General features: G+C 63.5%; 19 protein-coding genes. 4 read left to right on the top strand and 15 right to left on the bottom strand.

The annotated features are described in order from the left end of the window. Positions 1–344 precede the first annotated feature (344 nt). Complete coding sequence (gene acnA, locus PHE40_RS06695) at positions 345–3032, bottom strand: aconitate hydratase AcnA (RefSeq protein WP_299959818.1); 2688 nt, start codon at positions 3030–3032, stop codon at positions 345–347. Positions 3033–3129: 97 nt separating this feature from the next. Here acnA and ccmA point away from each other — a divergent pair, with 97 nt between their 5' ends. Both ccmA and ccmB read left to right on the top strand, forming a co-directional pair. Further along, entirely contained in the window at positions 3130–3690 is a 561-nt protein-coding gene (gene ccmA / locus PHE40_RS06690; RefSeq protein ID WP_299959824.1) for a heme ABC exporter ATP-binding protein CcmA, read from the top strand. After that, the gene (gene ccmB, locus PHE40_RS06685; RefSeq protein WP_299959815.1) at positions 3687–4331 is read left to right on the top strand and encodes a heme exporter protein CcmB; all 645 of its coding nucleotides are present in this window, start codon (positions 3687–3689) and stop codon (positions 4329–4331) included. Before ccmA ends, ccmB begins: the two co-directional genes overlap by 4 nt. A 3-nt stretch (positions 4332–4334) precedes the next feature. Here ccmB and PHE40_RS06680 read toward each other — a convergent pair whose 3' ends face one another. Genes PHE40_RS06680 through PHE40_RS06645 form a run of 8 tightly spaced genes read right to left on the bottom strand, consistent with a single transcriptional unit; the run spans position 4335 to position 10461 of the window. After that, positions 4335–4703, bottom strand: coding sequence for an iron-sulfur cluster assembly accessory protein (locus PHE40_RS06680; protein WP_299959812.1), 369 nt, complete (start codon positions 4701–4703; stop codon positions 4335–4337). Between the two features lie 11 nt (positions 4704–4714). Beyond that, a complete protein-coding gene (locus PHE40_RS06675; protein WP_299959809.1) occupies positions 4715–5077 on the bottom strand; it encodes an SUF system Fe-S cluster assembly protein in 363 nt (120 codons plus the stop codon). Then, on the bottom strand, positions 5070–5492 hold the full coding sequence (sufU, locus tag PHE40_RS06670) for a Fe-S cluster assembly sulfur transfer protein SufU (protein WP_299959806.1): 423 nt from the start codon (positions 5490–5492) through the stop codon (positions 5070–5072). Before sufU ends, PHE40_RS06675 begins: the two co-directional genes overlap by 8 nt. Then, positions 5489–6721: an aminotransferase class V-fold PLP-dependent enzyme gene (locus tag PHE40_RS06665; protein WP_299959803.1), complete on the bottom strand. Its 1233-nt coding sequence runs from the start codon at positions 6719–6721 to the stop codon at positions 5489–5491. The genes sufU and PHE40_RS06665 overlap by 4 nt, the downstream gene beginning before the upstream one ends. Beyond that, positions 6718–7809, bottom strand: a complete 1092-nt coding sequence (sufD, locus tag PHE40_RS06660) for a Fe-S cluster assembly protein SufD (RefSeq protein ID WP_299959800.1) — start codon at positions 7807–7809, stop codon at positions 6718–6720. The genes PHE40_RS06665 and sufD overlap by 4 nt, the downstream gene beginning before the upstream one ends. Before the next feature lie 3 nt (positions 7810–7812). After that, positions 7813–8556 carry a Fe-S cluster assembly ATPase SufC gene (gene sufC / locus PHE40_RS06655; protein WP_299959797.1) on the bottom strand — a complete coding sequence of 248 codons (744 nt, stop codon included), beginning with the start codon at positions 8554–8556 and terminating at the stop codon, positions 7813–7815. A 1-nt stretch (position 8557) separates the two neighbouring features. Beyond that, a complete protein-coding gene (gene sufB / locus PHE40_RS06650; protein ID WP_299959795.1) occupies positions 8558–10009 on the bottom strand; it encodes a Fe-S cluster assembly protein SufB in 1452 nt (483 codons plus the stop codon). Then, positions 10009–10461 carry an SUF system Fe-S cluster assembly regulator gene (locus tag PHE40_RS06645; protein ID WP_299959792.1) on the bottom strand — a complete coding sequence of 151 codons (453 nt, stop codon included), beginning with the start codon at positions 10459–10461 and terminating at the stop codon, positions 10009–10011. The genes sufB and PHE40_RS06645 overlap by 1 nt, the downstream gene beginning before the upstream one ends. A gap of 167 nt (positions 10462–10628) precedes the next feature. Here PHE40_RS06645 and glmS point away from each other — a divergent pair, with 167 nt between their 5' ends. Continuing rightward, on the top strand, positions 10629–12452 hold the full coding sequence (glmS, locus tag PHE40_RS06640; RefSeq protein WP_299959789.1) for a glutamine--fructose-6-phosphate transaminase (isomerizing): 1824 nt from the start codon (positions 10629–10631) through the stop codon (positions 12450–12452). Positions 12453–12563: 111 nt separating this feature from the next. Here glmS and PHE40_RS06635 read toward each other — a convergent pair whose 3' ends face one another. From PHE40_RS06635 to PHE40_RS06620, 4 genes are all read right to left on the bottom strand, one after another. Further along, positions 12564–13229 (bottom strand): tRNA (guanine(46)-N(7))-methyltransferase TrmB, encoded by a 666-nt coding sequence (locus tag PHE40_RS06635; protein WP_366523594.1) that lies wholly within the window; start codon positions 13227–13229, stop codon positions 12564–12566. 49 nt (positions 13230–13278) lie between these two features. Next, positions 13279–14466, bottom strand: coding sequence for a methionine adenosyltransferase (gene metK / locus PHE40_RS06630; RefSeq protein ID WP_299959786.1), 1188 nt, complete (start codon positions 14464–14466; stop codon positions 13279–13281). Positions 14467–14546: 80 nt separating this feature from the next. Then, positions 14547–15308, bottom strand: coding sequence for a 4-hydroxy-tetrahydrodipicolinate reductase (gene dapB / locus PHE40_RS06625; protein WP_299959784.1), 762 nt, complete (start codon positions 15306–15308; stop codon positions 14547–14549). Between the two features lie 69 nt (positions 15309–15377). Beyond that, on the bottom strand, positions 15378–17387 hold the full coding sequence (locus tag PHE40_RS06620; protein ID WP_299959781.1) for a ComEC/Rec2 family competence protein: 2010 nt from the start codon (positions 17385–17387) through the stop codon (positions 15378–15380). 80 nt (positions 17388–17467) lie between these two features. Here PHE40_RS06620 and gltX point away from each other — a divergent pair, with 80 nt between their 5' ends. Further along, a complete protein-coding gene (gene gltX, locus PHE40_RS06615; RefSeq protein WP_299959778.1) occupies positions 17468–18859 on the top strand; it encodes a glutamate--tRNA ligase in 1392 nt (463 codons plus the stop codon). Between the two features lie 45 nt (positions 18860–18904). On the opposite strand, the gene PHE40_RS06610 is transcribed toward gltX, so the two are convergent. Next, the gene (locus PHE40_RS06610) at positions 18905–20188 is read right to left on the bottom strand and encodes an SPOR domain-containing protein (RefSeq protein WP_299959775.1); all 1284 of its coding nucleotides are present in this window, start codon (positions 20186–20188) and stop codon (positions 18905–18907) included. Positions 20189–20196: 8 nt separating this feature from the next. After that, on the bottom strand, positions 20197–20975 hold a 779-nt coding region (locus PHE40_RS06605; protein ID WP_299959772.1), incomplete at its 5' end, for a type II secretion system F family protein.

Genomic DNA, 20975 nt, shown 5'->3' with positions numbered 1-20975 from the left:
GAAACCCGGGTCTGATCGCGTGCATTACGGATGCCAAAAAACGTGAGCGCCAACGCAAATAACGGCAAACCAAGCGCCTGGGCATACATAGCCCAAAGAGGAAGAGACTGTTGTGTGGATTGTAACATTTCGGCCTCTTGGGTGAATTCTTCATCAAATCACTTCAAAGATGCACCGCCCATAAAATTAACGCGAATCCCAACAATATTCTAACTCCCGCAGCTAACAAAAAAACGGCGCCCCTCACAGAGCGCCGTTCTTTATATCCGGGGTCAGGGGCCCGCTGGCCACTGCGGGGTTCCAAGGGGCAGCGCCCCTTGGTGGGGTTCTTAGGGGCGAAGCCCTTAAGCCGCCTTCGCCATCCCGCGCAGCACGTACTGCAAAATACCGCCGTGCTTGTAATATTCCACCTCGTCGGCGGTATCCACGCGGCAGAGCAGTTGCACCTCCTGCTTGGAGCCATCGGCGCGGGTGATCACCATGGTGATGTCCATACGCGGCGAGAGCTTGTCCAGGCCGACGATGTCGATTGTCTCATCGCCCTTCAGCGCGAGCGATTTGCGGGTCACGCCATCCTTGAACAGCAGCGGCAGCAGCCCCATGCCGACCAGGTTGGAGCGGTGGATACGCTCGAAGCTCTCGGCGATAACCGCCTTCACGCCCAGCAGCATCGTGCCCTTGGCCGCCCAGTCACGCGAGGAGCCGGTGCCGTATTCCTGCCCGGCGAACACCACCAGCGGCACGCCCTCGGCCTTGTACTTCACCGCGGCGTCGTAGATCGACATATCCTGCCCGCCGGGGAAATGCTTGGTATTGCCGCCCTCGGCGCCGCCCATCATCTCGTTCTTGATGCGGATGTTGGCGAACGTGCCGCGCACCATCACATCATCATTGCCGCGGCGCGCGCCGTAGGAGTTGAAGTCCTTCTGCTGCACCTGATGCTGGCTCAGATACTCACCGGCGGGGCCGGATTTCTTGATGTTGCCGGCAGGCGAGATATGGTCGGTGGTGATCGAGTCACCCAGCAGGGCCAGGACGCGCGCACCCTTGATGTCGGAAACCGGCTTCGGCTCCATGGTGATGCCCTCGAAATAGGGCGGGTTCTTCACATAGGTGGAGCCGGACGGCCAGGCGTAGGTGTCGGTCCCACCGGTCACCTCAATCGCCTGCCACTGCTTCGGCCCCTTGAACACATCGCCGTAGCGCTCCAGGAACATCTCGCGCGTCAGCACGGAATGCACGGTATCCGCCACTTCCTTCGTCGAGGGCCAGATGTCCTTCAGATACACCGGCTTGCCGTCCTTGGAGGTGCCGATCACGGCGGTGGTGATATCCTCACGGATGTTGCCGAGCAGCGAATAAGCCACCACCAGCGGCGGGCTGGCGAGGTAGTTGGCGCGCACGTTGGCGTGCACGCGCCCCTCGAAATTGCGGTTGCCCGAGAGCACCGAGGCCGCGACCAGCTTGTTGCTCTCAATGGCGTCCACAATCGCATCGTCCAGCGGGCCGGAGTTGCCGATGCAGGTGGTGCAGCCATAACCCACGGTCTGGAAGCCCATGGCATCCAGATCCGCCGAAAGCTTCGACTTGTCCAAATATTCGGTCACAACTTGCGAGCCGGGCGCCAGCGAGGTCTTCACCCAGGGCTTGGGCGTCAGCCCCAGCGCGTGCGCCTTGCGCGCCACCAGCCCGGCGGCCACCAGCACATAAGGGTTGGAGGTGTTGGTGCAGGAGGTGATCGCGGCGATCACCACATCGCCATGGGTAATCTCATAGCCCTTGCCAGCAACAGCGGCCTTGGTGCCCACGGCATCGGCGGCAACGCCCAGGCCCTTGGTCAGCTCCTTGGCGAATTCCGCGGCAGCATCCTTGAGCAACACGCGGTCCTGCGGGCGCTTCGGCCCGGCGAGCGAGGGCTGCACGGTGGAGAGGTCGAGTTCCAGCGTATCGGTGAACACCGGGTCTACCTCGGTGCGCCACAGGCCCTGCGCCTTGCAATAGGCTTCAACGAGCTTGATCCGGTGCTCGTCGCGGCCCGAGAGGTGCAGATAATCCAGCGTAATCTGGTCAACCGGGAAGAAGCCGCAGGTCGCGCCGTATTCCGGCGCCATGTTGGCGATCGTCGCACGGTCGGCCAGGGCGAGGTCAGCCAGGCCGGCGCCGTAGAATTCCACGAATTTGCCGACCACCTTCTTCGCGCGCAGCATCTGCGTCACGGTCAGCACCAAATCAGTCGCGGTCACGCCCTCGGAAAGCTTGCCGGTCAGCTTGAAGCCGATGACATCGGGGATCAACATGGCAATCGGCTGGCCGAGCATCGCCGCCTCGGCTTCGATGCCGCCAACACCCCAGCCCAGCACGCCCAGGCCGTTCACCATGGTGGTGTGGCTGTCGGTGCCGTACAGCGTGTCAGGGTATACATAGGTGGAACCGCCGTTCTCCGAGGTCCAGGCGACCTGCGCGAGATATTCCAAATTCACCTGATGGCAGATGCCGGTATCAGGCGGCACGACGCGGAAATTGTCGAACGCCTCCTGGCCCCAGCGCAGGAAGCGGTAGCGCTCGCCGTTGCGGTCGAACTCCATGGCGATGTTCTTCTCCAGCGCATCGGCCGAACCCGAATAATCCACCATCACGGAGTGGTCGATCACCAGATCCACCGGCACCAGCGGGTTCACCTTCTCCGGCTTGCCGCCAAGGCGCAGGATGCCGTCGCGCATCGCGGCAAGGTCCACCACGCCGGGGACGCCGGTGAAATCCTGCATCAGGATGCGCGCGGGCTTGAAAGGCACTTCCTTGGCCGAAGAGGCTTTTTCCAGCCAACCGATGACCGCCTTGGCGTCATCCACCGTGTAGCTGCCGCCGTTCTCGAAGCGCAGCACGTTCTCCAGCAGCACTTTCAAGGTCTTGGGCAGCCTGGAGATGTCACCCAGGGCCGCGGCCGCGGCCGCCAGCGAGAAATACTTATAATCCTTACCCTCGACGGTGAGGCTTTTCAGGGTTTTCAGGCTGTCGTGGCCGATGGCTGTCATGGTAAATTGACCCTTTCTGATATACGGCTTGCGATTAGTGACGGCTTAAACCATAGCCGTGCCACCGCGTCCATTCATGGGTTAAGGATTTTCGTCCCTGCTCTCAGCCTCCAATCTGTCAGTCTTCCGTGGTGAACGGCTGGTGCTCACCAATATCAGCTTTTCGCTCTCCGCGGGCGGAATCCTGGTGTTGCGCGGCGCAAACGGCGCCGGCAAATCCACCCTGCTGCGCGCTTTGGCGGGGCTCACGCCGCTGGCCGCCGGTGTGCTAAAATGGGACGGTGAAGATGCGCTGCACGATCTGCCCAGCCATGCAAAACGCATTGCCTGGCTCGGGCATCTGGACGCGGTAAAGCCTGCCCTCACCGCCGCGGAGCATGTGCCGCTGGCGGCACTCGCGCCGGTGGGGCTCACCGCCTATGCCAATTTGCCCGCCCGCTTGCTCTCCGCCGGGCAAAAGCGCCGCTTGGCGATCGCGCGCGTCGCCGCCTCCGGCAAACCCCTCTGGCTGCTCGATGAACCCACCACCGGACTCGACGCCGCCTCCCTCACCCGGTTCTCCGCTCTGTGCGAGTCCCATCGGCAAGGCGGCGGCATGATCATCGCCAGCACGCACACACCCCTGGAATTAACCGGCGTATCGGTGCTGAGCCTATGAAAACCCTGATCCTTCGCGAGTTGAAACTCTCCTTGCGCCACGGCGCGGACACCACCGCCTCGCTACTCTTCTTCATCATCGCCGGCACGCTGTTTCCCTTTGCGCTCGGCCCCGGCCCCACCACACTGGCCGCCATTGCCGCCGGCATCGTCTGGGTCTGCGCCCTGCTCGCCGCCCTTTTGCCGCTGGACCGCCTCTTCGGCGCCGATTTCGAGGACGGCACGCTCGACCTGCTGCTGCTCTCCGGCCTGCCCGCCTACGGCGTCGCCTTCGCCAAAATGATCATCCACTGGCTGACCACCGGCCTGCCGCTCCTGCTCATCGCCGCCCCGCTCGCCATCATGCTGCGCATGCCAGCCGCGCGCGTGCCCCTGCTGCTGCTTACCCTGCTGCCAGGCACCATGTTGCTCTCGCTGCTCGGCACGCTGGCCGCCGCCATCACCCTCGGCGCGCGCCGCGCCGCGGTGCTCATGCCGCTCATCACCCTGCCCCTGATGATCCCGGCATTGATCTTCGGCGCCGCCGCCGTCACCTCACCACACCCGGCCGCAGCGCTCTATATGCTGGCGGCCATGCTCTGCGCCGCCCTGCCGCTGGCCCCTCTGGGCGCCGGCGCGGCCCTAAAAGCCGCCGCCGAGTAACGCTTAAACGTGGAAACTCTCGCCGCAGCCGCAACGGCCCTTTTCGTTGGGGTTCTCAAAGGTGAATCCGGCGGTCAGCTTGTCCACCTTGTAGTCCATCGTCGTGCCGATCAAAAACAGCGTCGCCTTACGGTCCACCAGAACCGTCAGCCCATGGCTCACCACCACCTCATCCTGCGCCACCGGCGCCTCCACCCACGTCATCTCGTAGGACATCCCCGAGCAACCTTTGGTTGAAACCGCGATGCGCAGCAGCTTGCCCGCCTCGCCACCCTCATACAGTGTCTTCAACCGCGCCGCCGCCGCCTCGGTCAACTGCATCAGCGGCGGCAGTGCCCGGCGGGGTTTTGCCTCGATTGTCGTCGTACTCATACGCGCCCCCTTCAAAACATATTCAACGAAAGACGTGCATCCTCGCTCATCCGGCTCTGGTCCCACGGCGGATCCCACACAGTATCCACCACGACATTCCCAACCCCCTCCACCGCGGCGATGGCGTCATGCACCGCCTCGGGCAACTCCTGCGCCGCCGGGCAACCGGGCGCGGTCAGCGTCATCTCCACGCGCACATCGCCATTCTGCGCCAGCTCAATTGCGTAGATAAGCCCAAGTTCGTAGATATTCACAGGAATTTCCGGATCGAACACAGTGGAAATCGCCGCGATCACCGCATCCTCCGAGACCACCGCCTTCGTCTCACCGTCAGGCGTCCAACTCGTCACCGGGACCATTTTCGCCTCATCCATGAACCTGCACCTCCCTGAGAGCTTCCTCGAGCGCCGCCCACGGCAGAGTCGCGCAACGTCTCCGCGCGCGATACTGTGCCACGCCGGCCAGCGCGTTCAAATCTCCCAGCGCCAGATCTTCTCTGCCGCTGGTTACAACTTCCTCAAAAGCCCCGCGCATTGCCGCCACCTCCGCCGGACTCTTTCCCGCCACCGCCTGCGCCATCAAATCCGCGCTCGCGGTCAATATCGCGCAGCCATGGGCCTCATGGTGCACCACGCCGCCACGCTGCCAAAACACCTGCACCCTATCACCGCACATCGCATTCTCGCCCCGGCCTTGCGCGTCGAACACCTCCGGTCGGCCGGCAAAACGCGGCGCCTTGCTACGCTCCACGATCAATGCCTGGTAAAGTTCCTGGACTGTGCTGCTCATTTGAATATCTGCTTGATACGCGCCAGCCCTTCGCCCAGCGCATCGATTTCCTCAACCGTCGTGTACAGCGCGAACGACGCCCGCGCCGCCGCGCTCACACCCATCCGCCCCATCAGCGGCTCCGCGCAGTGGCGCCCCGCCCGCACCGCAATCCCCTGCCGGTCCAGCAGCGTCGCAATGTCATGCGCATGCGCATCCTCCATGGTGAACGTCAGAACGCCGCCACGGTCCTGCGCCGAACCAAGCACCCGCAAACCCTCAATCCCCGCCAGCATTTTCAGCCCATGCCCGGTCAGCTCACGCTCATGCGCCGCAATCGCATCAAGGCCGATCGCCTGCACATAATCAATCGCCGCGCCCAGCCCGATCGTCTCGATAATCGCAGGCGTCCCTGCCTCAAAGCGGTACGGCGGCGGCGCCCAGGTGGCACGCTCATAAGAGACGGATTCAATCATCTCCCCGCCTGTCAGAAACGGCGGCATCGCCTCCAGAATTTCGCGCTTGGCATACAACACACCAATGCCCGTCGGGCCGTAGAGCTTGTGCCCGGAAAACACATAGAAATCCACATCAAGCGCCTGCACATCAACCGCGCGGTGCACAATCGCCTGGCAGCCATCGAGCAAAACCTTCGCCCCGCGCGCATGTGCGAACGCCACCAGCCGTTCCGCCGGCGTGTAGCTCCCCAGCACGTTGGACATATGCGTCATCGCCAGCAACTTCACCTTGCCATCGGCAAACTGCGCCTCTAATGATTCCCAATCAATCTCGCCAGAATCAGTAATCTTCGCAATCCGCAGCTCCACGCCATGGGCATCGCGCAATATCTGCCACGGCACCAGATTCGCATGGTGCTCCATCTCCGAGACCACAACAGCATCGCCCGGCCGCAACGCGGTGCGGCCATAGCTATACGCCACCAGATTGATGGACTCCGTCGCATTGCGCGTGAAAACAATTTCCTCGCGCGCCCGCGCATTCAAAAACGCCGCCACCTTGTCGCGCGCCGCCTCATACGCATCAGACGCGCGTTCCGACATCCAATGCAACCCCCGATGCACATTGGCGTATTGCATCTCCATCACGCGCACCATCGCGTCAATCACCACGCGCGGTTTCTGCGCCGAGGCCGCGGAATCCAGAAACACCAGCTTCCGGCCATGCACTTGCTGCGTCAGGATCGGAAAATCCTTGCGAATTTCTGAAACATTGAATGCACGCGTACTCATTTTCCGGTCCACCATGTCTCAATCGCCGCCTCGAACAACGCATGCGCCCCCGCATGCGTCACCGGCTCCAGCGCCTCGGTCAAAAACGCGCAAATCAGCATCGCGCGCGCTGTATCCTCGGGAATTCCCCGGCTGCGCAGATAAAACACCTGCTCTTCATCCAGCGCGCCGATGGTGGCGCCATGGCTGCATTTCACATCATCGGCAAAAATCTGCAATTCAGGTTTTATATCCATCTCCGCCGTTGGCGAGAGCAGCAGCGCCTGGCTCATCTGGTAGCCATCGGTCTTCTGCGCCATGCGGTCCACCTCAATCCGCCCCTGAAAAACCCCGCGCGCGGCATCGGATAAAACAGACTTCACCGTCTGGCGCGAGCTGCAATCAGGCGCCCTGTGGCGCACCACGGAGGTAAAATCCCCGTGCTGCGAATCTCCCAGCAGCTGCGCCGCGTTCAAATGCGTGTACGCCTTCGCGCCGCTCAGTTCCACATGAAATTCAGCACGTGAAAGCTTCGCGCCCATCACCGCGGTGAAGCTCTCATAAGCCGCATCCGCGGCGGCGCCAACGCGGATCGTTGCCAAATGAAACGCCTCCCGGCTTTCATTCTGCAAGCGGTAATGTGCCAGCCGCGCACCTTGCGCCAGAACAATATCCGTCACCGGATTATGCCAGTAAACACCTTCACCTTTTATAACCTCAAGCAGCGTTAGCGTAGCGCCCGCTCCCAAGGAGACCCGGTGGCGTGGATGCAGCGCCCCGCCGTTGGCATAAGAGACCAGCAGCACAACCCCCGCATCAACCCCGGCGGGTATTTCCAGCGTCAAACCATCCTGCGCATGCTGCGCGTTGATCAACGCCAGCGGCAGGTCAGACTCTTCAGTCACCGTGGCAAAACCATGCGCGAACATCAACGCGGAAGATGCCGCGGCGTCAAACCGGCCATTCACAAAAACCAGGCGCGGCACGCCGATATCGGGCAGATCACCGGGAACGGACGCAGCCGGCGCCTCGGCAAAACTCATGGCATCCAGCGGACGCAAATCCGTGTAGCGCCAAGCCTCAAGGCTACGGGTGGGAAGCGCGGTCATGGCTCAGGCCGCTTCCAACCCGGCATAGCCGCGAGCTTCCAGTTCCAGCGCCAACTCCGGCCCGCCGGAGCGCACAATTTTCCCCGCCGCCAGAACATGCACCCGATCGGGCACGATATAATCCAGCAGGCGCTGATAATGCGTAATCACCAAAGCCGAAAATACCGGGCTGCGCAGCGCGTTCACCCCCTCGGCGACAATTTTGAGCGCATCGATATCCAGCCCGGAATCCGTCTCATCGAGAATCGCCAGACCCGGCCGCAACAGCGCCATCTGCAAAACCTCGTTGCGCTTCTTCTCGCCGCCGGAAAACCCGACGTTCACATTGCGCTTGAGCATATCATCCTGCATCGAAAGATTTTTCAAGGCTGTCCGTGCAAGTTTTAAAAACGCCACGGCATCAAGCTCCGCCTCGCCGCGCGCGCGCCGCACCGCATTCAGCGCCGTGCGCAGAAAATTCGCATTGCCCACGCCAGGCAGCTCCACCGGATACTGAAATGCAAGGAATATTCCGGCGGCGGCCCGCGCCTCCGGCGTCAACGCCAGAATATCCTGGCCATTATAAATCGCCTCGCCGCCCGTCACCTCATAGCCCTCGCGGCCAGAGAGCACATAGGAGAGCGTTGATTTTCCAGCGCCATTCGGCCCCATGATGGCGTGAATCTCACCATCCGGCACACTCAGGTTCACGCCTCGCAGAATTTCCTTGTCGCCAATCCTCGCCGACAAATTTTTAATCTCAAGCATATTAACCAACCGATCCTTCAAGCGACACAGCCAGGAGTTTCTGCGCTTCGACAGCAAATTCCATTGGCAATTCCTTCAACACATCCTTGCAGAAACCATTTACGATCAACCCCACGGCATCCTCTTCCGACAACCCCCGCGAGCGGCAATAAAACAGCTGATCCTCCGCGATCTTCGATGTCGTGGCCTCATGCTCCACCTTTGCGGAGGCATTCCGGCTCTCGATATAGGGCACCGTATGCGCGCCGCACTGGTCGCCTATCAGCAGTGAATCGCATTGCGTATAATTGCGCGCGCCGGAGGCGTTGGGCATAATCTTTACCAGCCCGCGATAGGTGTTGTTGGAATGACCAGCCGAAATGCCCTTGGAGATGATCGTGCTCGTCGTGTTCTTGCCGATATGAATCATCTTCGTGCCGGTGTCGGCCTGTTGATGATTATGCGTCATCGCGACCGAATAAAACTCCCCAACGGAACCATCGCCTTGCAGGATACAGGAGGGGTATTTCCACGTAATGGCCGAGCCAGTTTCCACCTGTGTCCAGGAGATTTTTGAATTCCTGCCGCGGCACGCGCCGCGCTTGGTGACAAAATTATAAATACCGCCCTTGCCATCGGCATCACCCGGATACCAGTTCTGCACGGTGGAATATTTGATCTTCGCCTCATCCATGGCGACAAGCTCCACCACCGCCGCGTGCAGCTGATTCTCATCGCGCATCGGTGCGGTGCAGCCTTCAAGGTAGGATACGCTGGCACCTTCCTCAGCAATAATCAGCGTGCGCTCAAACTGCCCGGTGTTGCGTGCATTAATGCGGAAATAGGTGGAAAGCTCCATCGGGCAGCGCACCCCCTTGGGGATATAAACAAAGCTGCCATCGGAAAACACCGCCGAGTTCAACGCCGCGAAATAATTATCGCCATACGGCACCACGCTACCCAGATATTTATGCACCAGCTCCGGATGCTCGCGCACCGCCTCGGAAATCGGGCAGAAAATCACACCAGATTTTGCAAGTGTCTCGCGGAATGTGGTCGCCACGGAAACCGAATCAAATACTGCATCCACCGCCACGCCGGCCAGCGCCGCGCGCTCGTTCAGTGGAATGCCGAGCTTCTCATACATATTCAAAAGCGCGGGGTTAACCTCATCAAGCGACTTGGGCGTCGGCGCGGCGGGGGCTGCGTAATAATAGAGCTCATCATAGGCAATCGGTGGGTGCTCAACCCGCGCCCAATGCGGTTCTTCCAGCTTTTGCCACAGTGCGAACGCTTTTAGCCGCCAGGCAAGCAACCAGTCCGGCTCACCTTTTTTGGCCGAAATCAGCCGCACGATCTCCTCGTTCAGCCCCTTGGGAAATTCTTCCATCGCGATCTCGGTCGTAAATCCATATTTATACTTTTCAACCGAAAGAGCCTCGACCGTATCGCGAGTTTCAACAGTGGTGGACATCACACAACCTCATTCATAGGCGCTACGACAGGCAAGCGGAACGCGGTGGGAATGCTCGCGGCTTCCATATCTGCAAGGGAAATCCGGCTCAACGCCGTTCGGATCGCATCGTTCACCGGGTCCCAGCGTCCGGCCACGGGGCACAGTGACTGACTCTCGCAGCCGGATGCGCCATCCACGCAAGAGGTCAGCGCAATCGGCCCGTCAATGGCCATGATGACCTCCGAGACCGCAATTTCATTCAGCGGGCGGCCCAGGCGATAACCACCGCGGGCCCCGCGGGAGGAAATAACCAGCCCATGCCCGGCCAGCGCCTTTAGCACCTTGGCCACGGTCGGCTCGGGCACGCCAATGGCCGCTGCAATACCCGGCGAGGTTTCAACGCAATCGGCGGCACTCAACCGGACCAGCGCCACCACGGCATAATCGGTCAAACGAGACAATTTCAACATATGCGCTCCGATAGTGGACCTAAACAGTCCTGATTGGCAAATGGGCCATGACAAGCCCCTCGTCAAGCCATATCGCCACAGAATGAAACACGAATTGATGCCCCGGCCTTTGACAGGGAGCACACGCGGACGCTACCGGCTGAAGGAGACTTTTAAGGATACGAATCATGTGCGGAATCGTGGGTGTTGTGGGTCTGGCGCCGGCGGCGCCTCTGCTTATGGATGGTCTGCGGCGGTTGGAATATCGCGGATATGACAGCGCCGGCATCGCGACTCTGGTGAACGGACAGATCGAGCGCCGCCGCGCCGAGGGCAAGCTGGCGCAGCTGGCCGCCGCGCTGGAGCGCCAGCCCCTGGCGGGCTGTACCGGCATCGGCCACACCCGCTGGGCGACTCATGGCGCGCCGACTGAGACCAACGCCCATCCGCACGGCACCGCGCGCGTCGCGGTTGTGCATAACGGCATCATCGAGAACCATTTGCTGCTCCGCGCCGAGCTTGAGGCCAAGGGCCAGGTTTTTTGCTCCGAGACCGATACCGAGACAGTCGCGCAACTGCTCGATCTGCTGCTGGCGGAGGGGATGAGCCCGGTTGAGGCCGCCAAGGCCGCGTTCGCGCGGCTGGAGGGGGCCTATGCGCTGGCGCTGATTTTCGCCGGGCATCCTGAGTTGATCATCGGCGCGCAGCGCGGCGCACCGTTGGCGGTGGGCTACGGGGTGCAGGAGATGTATCTGGGGTCCGACGCGCTGGCCCTGGCGCCGCTGACGCGCCAGATCGCGTATCTCGAAGATGGCGACTGGGTGGTGGTGACGCGCGAAAATGCCGTTTTTTTTGATGCCCACGGCCAGGAGATCACCCGGGAGAAGAAGCTCACCAACCTAACAGGGGCTGCCATCGGCAAGGGTAATTTCCGGCATTTCATGGAAAAGGAATTGCACGAGCACCCGGTGGTGATCGGCGACGTGCTGCACCGGATGATCGACGCCGCCACCCGCATGCCGGTATTGCCCGCCCTGCCCTTTGATCTGGCCAGCGTGCCGCGCATCACCTTCAGCGCCTGCGGTTCGGCGTATTACGCGGGGCTGACCGGCAAGTTCTGGCTGGAAAGCCTGGGCCGGCTGCCAATGGATGCCGATGTGGCATCAGAATTTCGCTACCGTGCGCCGCCGCTCCCCAAGGGTGGGCTGGGGTTGCTGGTCAGCCAGTCCGGCGAGACGGCGGATACGCTGGCGGCGCTGCGCTATATGCGTGCCGAGGGGCAGATGATCCTGACCATTCTCAACGTGCCCGAGAGCACCATGGCGCGGGAGTCCGACGCCATGCTGGAGACCATGGCCGGGCCGGAGATCGGGGTTGCCAGCACCAAAGCCTTTACCGCGCAGCTGACCGTGATGGCGGTGTTCGCGCTCGCGGTGGCACGCGCGCGCGCCAGCCTGGCGGATGCCGAGATTACCCGGCTGTGCGATGCGCTGCTGGAAATTCCCGCCAAGGCGGCGGAGATTTTGGCGAATGAGGCGCAGATCAGGCGTTTGGCGCCCCGGATCGCCGAGGCGGCGGATGTGCTGTATCTGGGCCGGGGGGCGTGTTTCCCCATCGCGCTCGAAGGGGCGCTGAAACTGAAAGAAACCAGCTATATTCACGCGGAAGGCTATGCCGCCGGTGAGTTGAAGCATGGGCCGATCGCGCTGATCGACAAATCGGTGCCGGTGATCGCGATTTGCCCGTCTGGCCCGTTGTTTGAGAAAACGGCGTCCAACTTGCAGGAGGTCGCGGCGCGGGGGGGGCAGGTTATTGTGTTCTCCGATGCCGCGGGGGCTGCGAAGTTGCAGGGAGTTGCAGCAGAGACACTGATTTTGCCGGAGATCGATCCGTTTGCAGCGCCGATTTTATATGCGATTCCGGTGCAGATGCTGGCGTATCATGTCGCGGTGATGAAGGGCACGGATGTGGACCAGCCGCGCAATCTGGCGAAGTCGGTGACCGTGGAATAGGCCCGCTCCACGTGGAGCGATTTCGAAGATCGATCCACAAGCGCATGATTATAAAATTTAATTTTTTTCTTGTACCCCAATTTGTGCGGGTTCGGTGCGACAAAACAACGATTATCGTTTCAGCAATGACCAGTAGACCGGCTGGCGGCCGGCCAGGATGGCTTTGGCCTCGTAGCGGGTCGGCGGCCAGCCTTCGGGCCTTATGGTGGCGCGGGTGACGGTAAAGGCACTTTGGGCGGCCAGAACTTCATCGGTCCAGGCTTGGTAGGTGGGATCATCCGAGGCGATGCGCCACTCGCCGCCGGGTTTGAGCACGCGGGCGGCCTCGGCCAGCAGCTCCGGGTGGACGAAGCGGCGTTTGGCGTGGCGGGCCTTGGGCCAGGGATCAGGGAACATCAGGAAGAGCTTGCCCAGCGTGGCATCGGCTATGCCGCGCAGCAGGGGGCGGGCGTCATCGGTAAAGAGGCGCAGGTTGGCGGGGACTTCGGGCGCCGCGGCATCCTCCGGCGCGAGGCGCGAGAGCAGCGAGCAGATGCCGGTCTCGAACACTTCAGCGGCGATGAGGCCGGTATCGGGGTTGGCCTGGGCCAAGGCGTAAGCATGCTCGCCGCCGCCAAAGCCGACTTCCAGCCAGATTTCACGCACAGTGATACCGAAGGGGATTTGCGGCCACGAAAGCCGGGGCAGAAATTCGGCCAGCAGCCACTCCTGGCGCGGGCGGAGTTTTTTGCCCTTGATCCGGCCGTAGAGACGGTCAGGCGGTGGTTTCACGCTCACCTCCGCGAGCGAAGACGGGTTAGCATGCTTCGCTCGCGGTAGCAGGGTTTCAGCGGCCAAAAGCAGACTTCAGGGCCGGGACCAGATCGGTCTTTTCCCAGGTGAAGGTGCCAAGGTCCGCATCCGGCGTGCGGCCGAAATGGCCAAAGGCGGAGGTGGGGGCGTAAATCGGCCGGTTGAGCTGGAGGTGCTCGCGGATGCCGCGCGGGGTGAGGTTGACCAGCTCGCGCAGGGTTTTTTCGAGCTTGACCTCATCGACATCGCGGCCGGTGCCGTGCAGCTCGACATAAAGCGAGAGCGGCTGCGAGACGCCGATGGCATAGGAGAGCTGCAGGGTGCAGCGGTCCGCCAGCCCGGCGGCGACCACGTTTTTGGCGAGGTAGCGGCAGACATAGGCGGCGGAGCGGTCAACCTTCGTGGGGTCCTTGCCCGAGAACGCGCCGCCGCCATGGGGGGCGGCACCGCCGTAGGTGTCCACGATGATCTTGCGTCCGGTCAGGCCACAATCGCCATCCGGCCCGCCGATGACGAAGATGCCGGTGGGGTTGACGTAGAATTCAGCCTCGGTGGGCATCCAGCCGGGGGGCAGAGCGTCGTTGACGATCGGGGTAAGCAGCTCGCGCACGCGGGCCAGCGTCACATCCGGGTCATGCTGGATGGAGACCACGATGGAGGTGGCGGTGACGGGCTTGCCGTCAATGTATTTCAGGGTCACCTGGCTCTTGGCGTCGGGCTGGAGGCCCTTGGCGCGGGCATCGCCGGCGCGGCGCAGGTCTGAGATGCGGCGCAGGATGAGGTGGGAGTAGTAGATGGGCGCGGGCATCAGCGCTTCGGTCTCCGTGCAAGCGTAGCCGAACATGATGCCCTGGTCGCCGGCGCCTTCGTCCTTGCTGCCATCGGCATCGACACCCACGGCGATGTCAGCCGACTGGGCGTGCAAATGAACATCAACCGAAGCGTTCTTCCAGGAGAAGCCCTCCTGGTCGTAGCCAATGTCGTGCACCGCCATGCGGGCGAGATGCGCCAGATGTTCCTTGGTGATGGTCTCGGGGCCACGGACCTCGCCCGCCAGGACGATGCGGTTGGTGGTGACCAGGGTTTCGCACGCAACGCGCGCGTAGGGGTCAGCCGCCAGATAGGCGTCAACCACGGTATCGGAAATCCGGTCCGCAACCTTATCCGGGTGACCTTCCGAGACGGACTCGGAGGTGAACAGAAATTCGCCTTTATCGCGCATGCACAAATATCCCTTATTCGAGGCGGCTCGGATGACTTATCTAATTGCCGGGGTCAATACCCGCTCTGGGTTAACAACAACTAGAGCGCGAGGAAATCGCGCATGGTGTAGAGGCCCGGCTTCTGGTTTTGCAGCCAGAGGGCGGCTCGCACCGCGCCGGCGGCGAAAACCCGGCGGTCCAGCGCATGGTGGGTGAGAGAGATTTGTTCATCCCCGGCGGTGAAGGAAAGGGTATGGCTGCCGACGATCTGGCCGCCGCGCAGTGTGGCGAAGCCGATTTCGCCGTCGCGGCGCGGGCCGGTGTGGCCGTGGCGGCCGCTGGCGATCACGTCTTCCAGCTTCACCCCGCGCCCGGCGGCAACCGCGCGCCCCAGGGCCAGGGCCGTGCCGGAGGGGGCGTCAACCTTTTGCCGGTGGTGCATTTCCAGCACTTCGGCGTCATAGCGCGCGGGCGGCAGGGTGGCTGCGAGTTTTTCAGCGAGGATGAGCAGAAGGTTGACGCCGGTGCAGAAATTGGGCGCGGCGATGATGGGGATAATCCGCGCCGCGGCCTCGATGGCGGCTTGGTCATCTGCTCCATAGCCGGTGCTGCCCAGCACCCAGGGGGTTTTGGCCCCAGCCAGGGCGGCGGCGTGGGCGGCCACGGTGCTGGCGTGGGTGAAGTCGATCACCACATCCGACTCAGCCGCGAGGGCGTTAAGGTCCGGGTACAATGGCGCATCGCCCGGCGCGGCGCCGGAGCGGCTGGTGCCGCCGGTAAGCTGCGCGGCGGCGGCGGCTTCCTCGGCCAGCAGACGGCCCATGCGGCCGGAAATGCCGGCGATTCCGATTCGGTTTGTCATGGCGCGGTTATAGCTGACATGGCGGCAAACACCCAGCGGGCGGGCGCTTAGGTTGGGAGCCAAAGGACATCATCCGCCGGGGTAGCGGGCGACCCAGGGACGCGCGCCTTGGACCGCGCGGTCAGTCAGCAGGGTGAGGCGGTGCCCGCTTATCCAGGCGGCGGTGGCGCCGTTGCGGTAGACGGAGAGACGGTCAATGACCGGGGTGGAGCCGCAGGCGCCACGCAGAGGCTCGGGCGAGACGGCAACGAGGGCATTGCCGCAGCCGCCCGGCGGGGGGGTGAGAGCAAACAACACGGCGCCGAGGCGGCAGGTGTTTTGTGTGCATCGCGCCGGGGTGAGCTGCGTGCCGGCCCAGACCGGGGCCCATTGCGCGAGGGTGTAGGACGGGGGTTTGCCGCGGCTGAGCAGGAAAATGCGCGGCGCGGCGCGGATGGCGATGAGTCTGGCGCCGGGGGAGACCAGAATGTCCGGCGGGCGGGCGGCGGTGTAAATGGCCAGGCCCGCGAGCATGAAGGCGAGACCGGCGAAACGCGGTGTGCTGCGCCAGATGCACAGCCAGATAAGCCCGGCGGCGAAGAACAGAATGGCGAGGCTGGGCATGGGCTGGATACGCAGCATGGCGGCGGGCCAGGTGGCGATGCGGGCGGTGACCCAGAGGATGATGGCGATGCCGCGCGCCATGGGCAGCAATGCGAGGGCTTGCAGGCCAAGCGGCATGAGCGCCAGCGCGAGCAGGCCGAGGGGGAGAATCCACAGCGCGGTGAGCGGCACGGCGAGGAGGTTGGCGGGGATCCAATAGGGCTGCACCTGCTGGAACTGGTAAGCTGCAAAAGGCATGGAGGCGCCGCCCGCCAGCAGGCTGGTGTAGGCCAGCGCCGCGCCGTGCATCGCAAAGCTTCCGGCACGCGAGCTGGCGGCGTGGAAGCGCGCCATGGCATGCTGGACCGCGGCAAACCCGGCGATAAGCGCCAGCACTGCGGAGAAGCTCATCTGGAAGCTGACCCCCAGCACGGCTTCGGGCGTGGCGAGCATGATGAGCGTGGCGGCAATGGCAAGGCCGCGCAAGGAGATCGCGCGCCGCCCCACGATGACGCCAAATGTGACCAGCGAGGCCATGGCGAGGCTGCGCAGGATCGGCAGATGCGCGCCGGTGAGCGCCGCATAAGCCGCCCCGCCGAGCAGCGCGGCGGCGGCGGCGAGCGGTTTGACCGGCAGACGCAGGGCCAGACGCTCGTGGCGCGTGAGCAGAAAGCGGGTAGTGGTGAAAAACAAACCCATGACGATGCCGGCATGCAGCCCCGCCACCGCGAGAATATGCGCCAGCCCCGCGGCGATGAAATGATCGCGCTCGGCGGCGGGGATGGCTTGTTCATCACCCGTGAGCAGGGTGACGGCGATGGACCCGGTGGAGACCGGCAGCACCCTGAGGATGCGCGAGGCGATGCCCGCGCGCAGGTTTTGTAGCCAGGCGTCGGGGGCATCAGGCGGGGCCGGCGCGGTGATGCCGACATCACCCAGCGCGAAGCCGGAGGCGGCGAGACCGGCGAAGAAATTCTGCCGCCCCTGGTCCCAACCGCCGGGGTAGGCCGGGGGGTCCGGCGGGAAGAGCATGGCGTAGGCACGCACCGCTTCGCCCACACGCAGCGGCGTGGCATCAGCGCCGCGCAGGCGCAGGCGGATGGCGCGGGGGAGCGGGGCGGCGCCCTCCAGGCTAGGATGCGCCAGGGTGAGGCGTCGCGCGCCGGGGAAAAGGTCTATCCGCGCAATGGTGCCTGAGAGGCCGATGGGACCGGAGGGGATGACCGTGAGCGGGGGTTGGGCGGCAGTGCGCCATTCGGCGCGGGCGAAGCCAAGCGAGGCGGCCAACGCCAGCGCGGCGGCGAAACGCCAGTACGGGTGGCGCCAGCCGGCGGCGAGCACGGCAAGGCTGAAGGCGAGGAATATCGCACCAAGCCAGAGCGGCGGCTCGGCGGGCAACGCGAAGTAAACCAGGATCGCAGCGCCCATGGCAACGGGCAGCAGCAATGAAAACCGGCCCCGCTCGGCCTCGGCCCATTTGGCGAATGCGTCGCGCACCGGCAACCTCCAGTTGTTGGTCAACGTTAAGCGGTTGCCCCGTCTGGCACAATGCGGCGCAAAAATGCTAAACGCTGGGCATGAAAATCCGTACCCGTTTTGCCCCCTCCCCCACCGGCCTGCTGCATATCGGCGGCGCCCGAACGGCGTTGTTCAACTACCTGTTCGCCCGGCATCATGGCGGCGAGTTTCTGCTGCGCATCGAGGATACCGATAAGGCGCGCTCCACCCAGGAAGCGGTGCAGGTGATTCTGGACGGGCTGGCGTGGCTGGGCCTGAACGCGGACGCGCCGCCGGTGTATCAATCCACCCGCGAGGCACGGCATGTGGAAGTGGCGCTGGAACTTCTGGCACAGGGGCGCGCGTATAAATGCTATTGCACCGCCGAGGAGTTGCAGGCGATGCGCGAGCAGGCGGCGGCTGAGAAGCGCCCGCCGCGTTATGACGGGCGCTGGCGCGACCGCGACCCGGCGGAAGCGCCCGCCGGGGTGAAGCCCGCGATACGGCTGAAGGCCCCGCGCGAGGGCGAGGTGGTGTTGCAGGACCTCGTGCAGGGCACGGTGAAAGTGCAGAACGAGGAGATGGATGACATGATCATTCTGCGCTCCGATGGTACGCCGACCTATTTGCACGCGGTGGTGGTGGATGACCATGACATGGATATCACCCATGTCATCCGCGGCGATGATCACCTCACCAACACGTTCCGCCAGATTCAGATTTATGACGCCATGGGCTGGGAAAAACCGCAATTCGCGCATATTCCGCTGATTCACGGCGCGGACGGGGCCAAGCTCTCCAAGCGCCACGGCGCGGTGAGCATTCTGGAATTCCGCGAAGACGGGTTTCTGCCCGAGGCTTTGTGCAACTATCTGCTGCGGCTGGGCTGGGGGCATGGCGATGCGGAGTTTTTGACGCGCGCCGAGCAGGTGGAGCTGTTCACGCTGGAAGGCGTGGGGCGGGCCGCGAGCCGGATGGATTACGCCAAGCTGACCCATTTGAACGGGGTGTGGCTGCGCGGGGCGGATGATACTCGTTTGCGCGAGGATGTGGTGATGCGGCTGGCCAAGGCCGGGATTGTGGTGGATGCGGCGGCGATGGAGCGAATTCTGCGCCTCATGCCAGGGCTGAAGGAGCGCGCAAAAAATCTGGCGGATCTGGCCGTGTCGGCGGCGTTTCTGGCGCGCGGCGTGCCCCTGCCCTTCGAGCCGAAGGCTCTGGCGCTGCTGACCGATGAGGCCAAGGCGATGCTGGGGCGGCTGGTGCCGGTGCTGGAAGCGACAGATTTTTCCGTCGCCGCGCTGGATGCGGCGCTGCGCGGCTTTGCCGAGGCAGAGGGGCGTAAGCTCGGCCAGGTGGCGCAGCCGTTGCGCGCGGCGCTGACCGGCAGCACAATGAGCCCGGGAATAGACGCGACCCTTGAAGCTTTGGGCGCGCAAGAAAGCCTCGCGCGGCTGCGCGCGGTTATTTAGCCTTGGTCTGAAAATCCCCCGCTGAGACCAGCGGGGGAGCGAAATTCAGAAATCCGCCGGGGTGCAGCGATGACCGGCGGCCTGAAGCTCGTTGCAGAAATGCGCGGCGGCGACCTTGCTCTGGAACCCGCCGACACGCAGGCGGTAGTAGGTTTTGCTGCCAATCGTAACGGGGGTGATCTGCGGGGAGCGATCATCGAAAAGAGCCGGGGCGGATCTGACCAGATGCACCCAGGCGCGGTGCGCGTCATTTGGGGAATTGAGAGCGCCCAGTTGCACCGCGGCGGCGGAGGCCATGGTGCCGGTTGAGGCCTGAACGGGTGTTGGCGCGGGGGTGGGTGGGGACGGCGAGATGGGGTGAATCTGCGCCACAATGGATGGAGGCGGCGGCGCGGCGGCAGCCAGCGGGGCCGGCTGGGCTGCGGGGCTGTCGGCGGACTGCGGCAACGGCGTTGCCGAAATCGGGGCCGGCGCGGGTACGCGCTGCACAGTGGGCGGCGGTGGAGCGGGCGGCGGTACGGATTGCGACTGCTGGATCAGGTTGCTGAAGCCCTCAATGGCCCTGTTCACCTGGTCTGGCGGAAGGTCAACCGCCAGCACTTGCCTGGCTTCGGCCACCCGCCCCGTGGCGACCAGCGCCGCGGCATAATCCTGCCGGATTTTCGGCGTGGCCTGCTCACTGGTGGCGAGCGGGCCAAGATACTGCAGGGCCTGCGGGCCGTTGCCGGAAAGCGCCAGCGACAGGCCGAGATTAACCTCGACGGCGGTCAGGCTTGGGTCGGCCAGCAGGGCTTTCTGGTAAGGGTCTACCGCGCCTGCGAAATTACCCTGCAAATCACGCGCGATGCCAAGGTCGTTCAAGGCGTTGGCGTTGCCGGGATCATCCTGGACGGCACGCATGAAGGCCTGTTCGGCTGCGAGAGGGTCTGTTTTGAGCAGGCAACGCCCCTGCCCTGTTTCCGCCGCACTTGCCGTGGGGTCACGCTTCAGCGCAAGCTGATAGGCAGCAATGGCGGCGGGACAGCGGTTGAGCGCATAATAGGCGTCGCCCTCATGCTCTAGCGCCTGGACATTGCCGGGGTCGCTCGAGAGGATGGACTGGCTGACGGAGAGCGCCATATTCGGGTCGCCGCCGGCAATGGCGGCGTCGGCGACATTCAGGGTATTCGTACCGATCTGGGCGGCGGCGGCGGCATTATTGGCAGGGCTTTGCTGCGCACAGGACGCCAGCAGCAGAACCGGCACCAGCAGGAAGGCGCCTGAGCGTTTCAGAGAGTCGCGGTTGTGCCTGGCTATCGCGGAAAATGCGGCGCGCTTAAAATTTTTCATGGTTTACTCTACTTTTGTCCATGGAGGGTGGCCAAGACATTGATGATCGCTGGCCCTGCCACGATCAGGAAGACGCAGGGCAGGATAAAAAGAATCATAGGAATGGTCATCAGGGTCGGCAGGCGGCCGGCACGCTCCTCGAACTTGACGAGGGCCTCCTGGCGCAATTCTCCCGAGAGAGTGCGTAACGCCTGGGTGAGCGGGGTGCCGTAATGCAGGGATTGGATCAACGTGGTGGACAGGCGCTTCAACGGATCCAGCCCGGTGCGCAGACCGAGCGCTTCCATCGCCTGGCGCATGTCCGAACCGATCTGCAATTCGCGCGATGTTTGCGTCAGCTCTTTCGAGAGGGCGGGATTGAGGCCATCCATCTCCTGCGCCACGCGCGCCAGCCCGGCTTCCAGGGCGAGACCGGCATCGGCACAGATCACCAACATGTCCAGCGCATCAGCCACGCCGGCTTCAACCTGTGTCAGATGCCTTTTGCGGATGTTGGTGGCGATGGTCTCGGGCAGAAGCAGGCCAAACATGGCCGCGCCACCGAGCTTGACCGCCATCCACAACATACCGCTGCCGAAATGGCGAAAGGCGAAAAAGGCGATGACCGGCAAAAGCAGGCCGAGCAGAATTTTGGCGCCGATAAATGGGTGATGAGGTGGAGAACCGCCGCGCCGTATTGTTGCCGCGCCAGATACAGCGAGGCCAGATGCAAGCGCGCCTCCGCCGCCTCGGGCGCGAGCCCCACGGCACGGGCGGCAAGCTGCGTGGCCTCCTCCATTTGCCCCAT

The sequence above is a fragment of the Acidocella sp. genome (genome assembly GCF_028687955.1).
Taxonomy (GTDB): domain Bacteria; phylum Pseudomonadota; class Alphaproteobacteria; order Acetobacterales; family Acetobacteraceae; genus Acidocella.
Note: the sequence above shows the minus strand (reverse complement) of the source record. Positions and strands in the feature narration are given on the sequence as shown.

What these genes read in the sequence shown, in the direction of transcription:
- PHE40_RS06675 (WP_299959809.1), bottom strand. Translation starts at nt 5,077, where the DNA reads ATGGATGAGGCGAAAATGGTCCCGGTGACGAGTTGGACGCCTGACGGT.
- acnA (WP_299959818.1), bottom strand. Translation starts at nt 3,032, where the DNA reads ATGACAGCCATCGGCCACGACAGCCTGAAAACCCTGAAAAGCCTCACC.
- sufD (WP_299959800.1), bottom strand. Translation starts at nt 7,809, where the DNA reads ATGACCGCGCTTCCCACCCGTAGCCTTGAGGCTTGGCGCTACACGGAT.
- PHE40_RS06665 (WP_299959803.1), bottom strand. Translation starts at nt 6,721, where the DNA reads ATGAGTACGCGTGCATTCAATGTTTCAGAAATTCGCAAGGATTTTCCG.
- dapB (WP_299959784.1), bottom strand. Translation starts at nt 15,308, where the DNA reads ATGACAAACCGAATCGGAATCGCCGGCATTTCCGGCCGCATGGGCCGT.
- PHE40_RS06680 (WP_299959812.1), bottom strand. Translation starts at nt 4,703, where the DNA reads ATGAGTACGACGACAATCGAGGCAAAACCCCGCCGGGCACTGCCGCCG.
- PHE40_RS06645 (WP_299959792.1), bottom strand. Translation starts at nt 10,461, where the DNA reads ATGTTGAAATTGTCTCGTTTGACCGATTATGCCGTGGTGGCGCTGGTC.
- sufC (WP_299959797.1), bottom strand. Translation starts at nt 8,556, where the DNA reads ATGCTTGAGATTAAAAATTTGTCGGCGAGGATTGGCGACAAGGAAATT.
- metK (WP_299959786.1), bottom strand. Translation starts at nt 14,466, where the DNA reads ATGCGCGATAAAGGCGAATTTCTGTTCACCTCCGAGTCCGTCTCGGAA.
- gltX (WP_299959778.1), top strand. Translation starts at nt 17,468, where the DNA reads ATGAAAATCCGTACCCGTTTTGCCCCCTCCCCCACCGGCCTGCTGCAT.
- sufU (WP_299959806.1), bottom strand. Translation starts at nt 5,492, where the DNA reads ATGAGCAGCACAGTCCAGGAACTTTACCAGGCATTGATCGTGGAGCGT.
- sufB (WP_299959795.1), bottom strand. Translation starts at nt 10,009, where the DNA reads ATGTCCACCACTGTTGAAACTCGCGATACGGTCGAGGCTCTTTCGGTT.
- PHE40_RS06610 (WP_299959775.1), bottom strand. Translation starts at nt 20,188, where the DNA reads ATGAAAAATTTTAAGCGCGCCGCATTTTCCGCGATAGCCAGGCACAAC.
- glmS (WP_299959789.1), top strand. Translation starts at nt 10,629, where the DNA reads ATGTGCGGAATCGTGGGTGTTGTGGGTCTGGCGCCGGCGGCGCCTCTG.
- ccmB (WP_299959815.1), top strand. Translation starts at nt 3,687, where the DNA reads ATGAAAACCCTGATCCTTCGCGAGTTGAAACTCTCCTTGCGCCACGGC.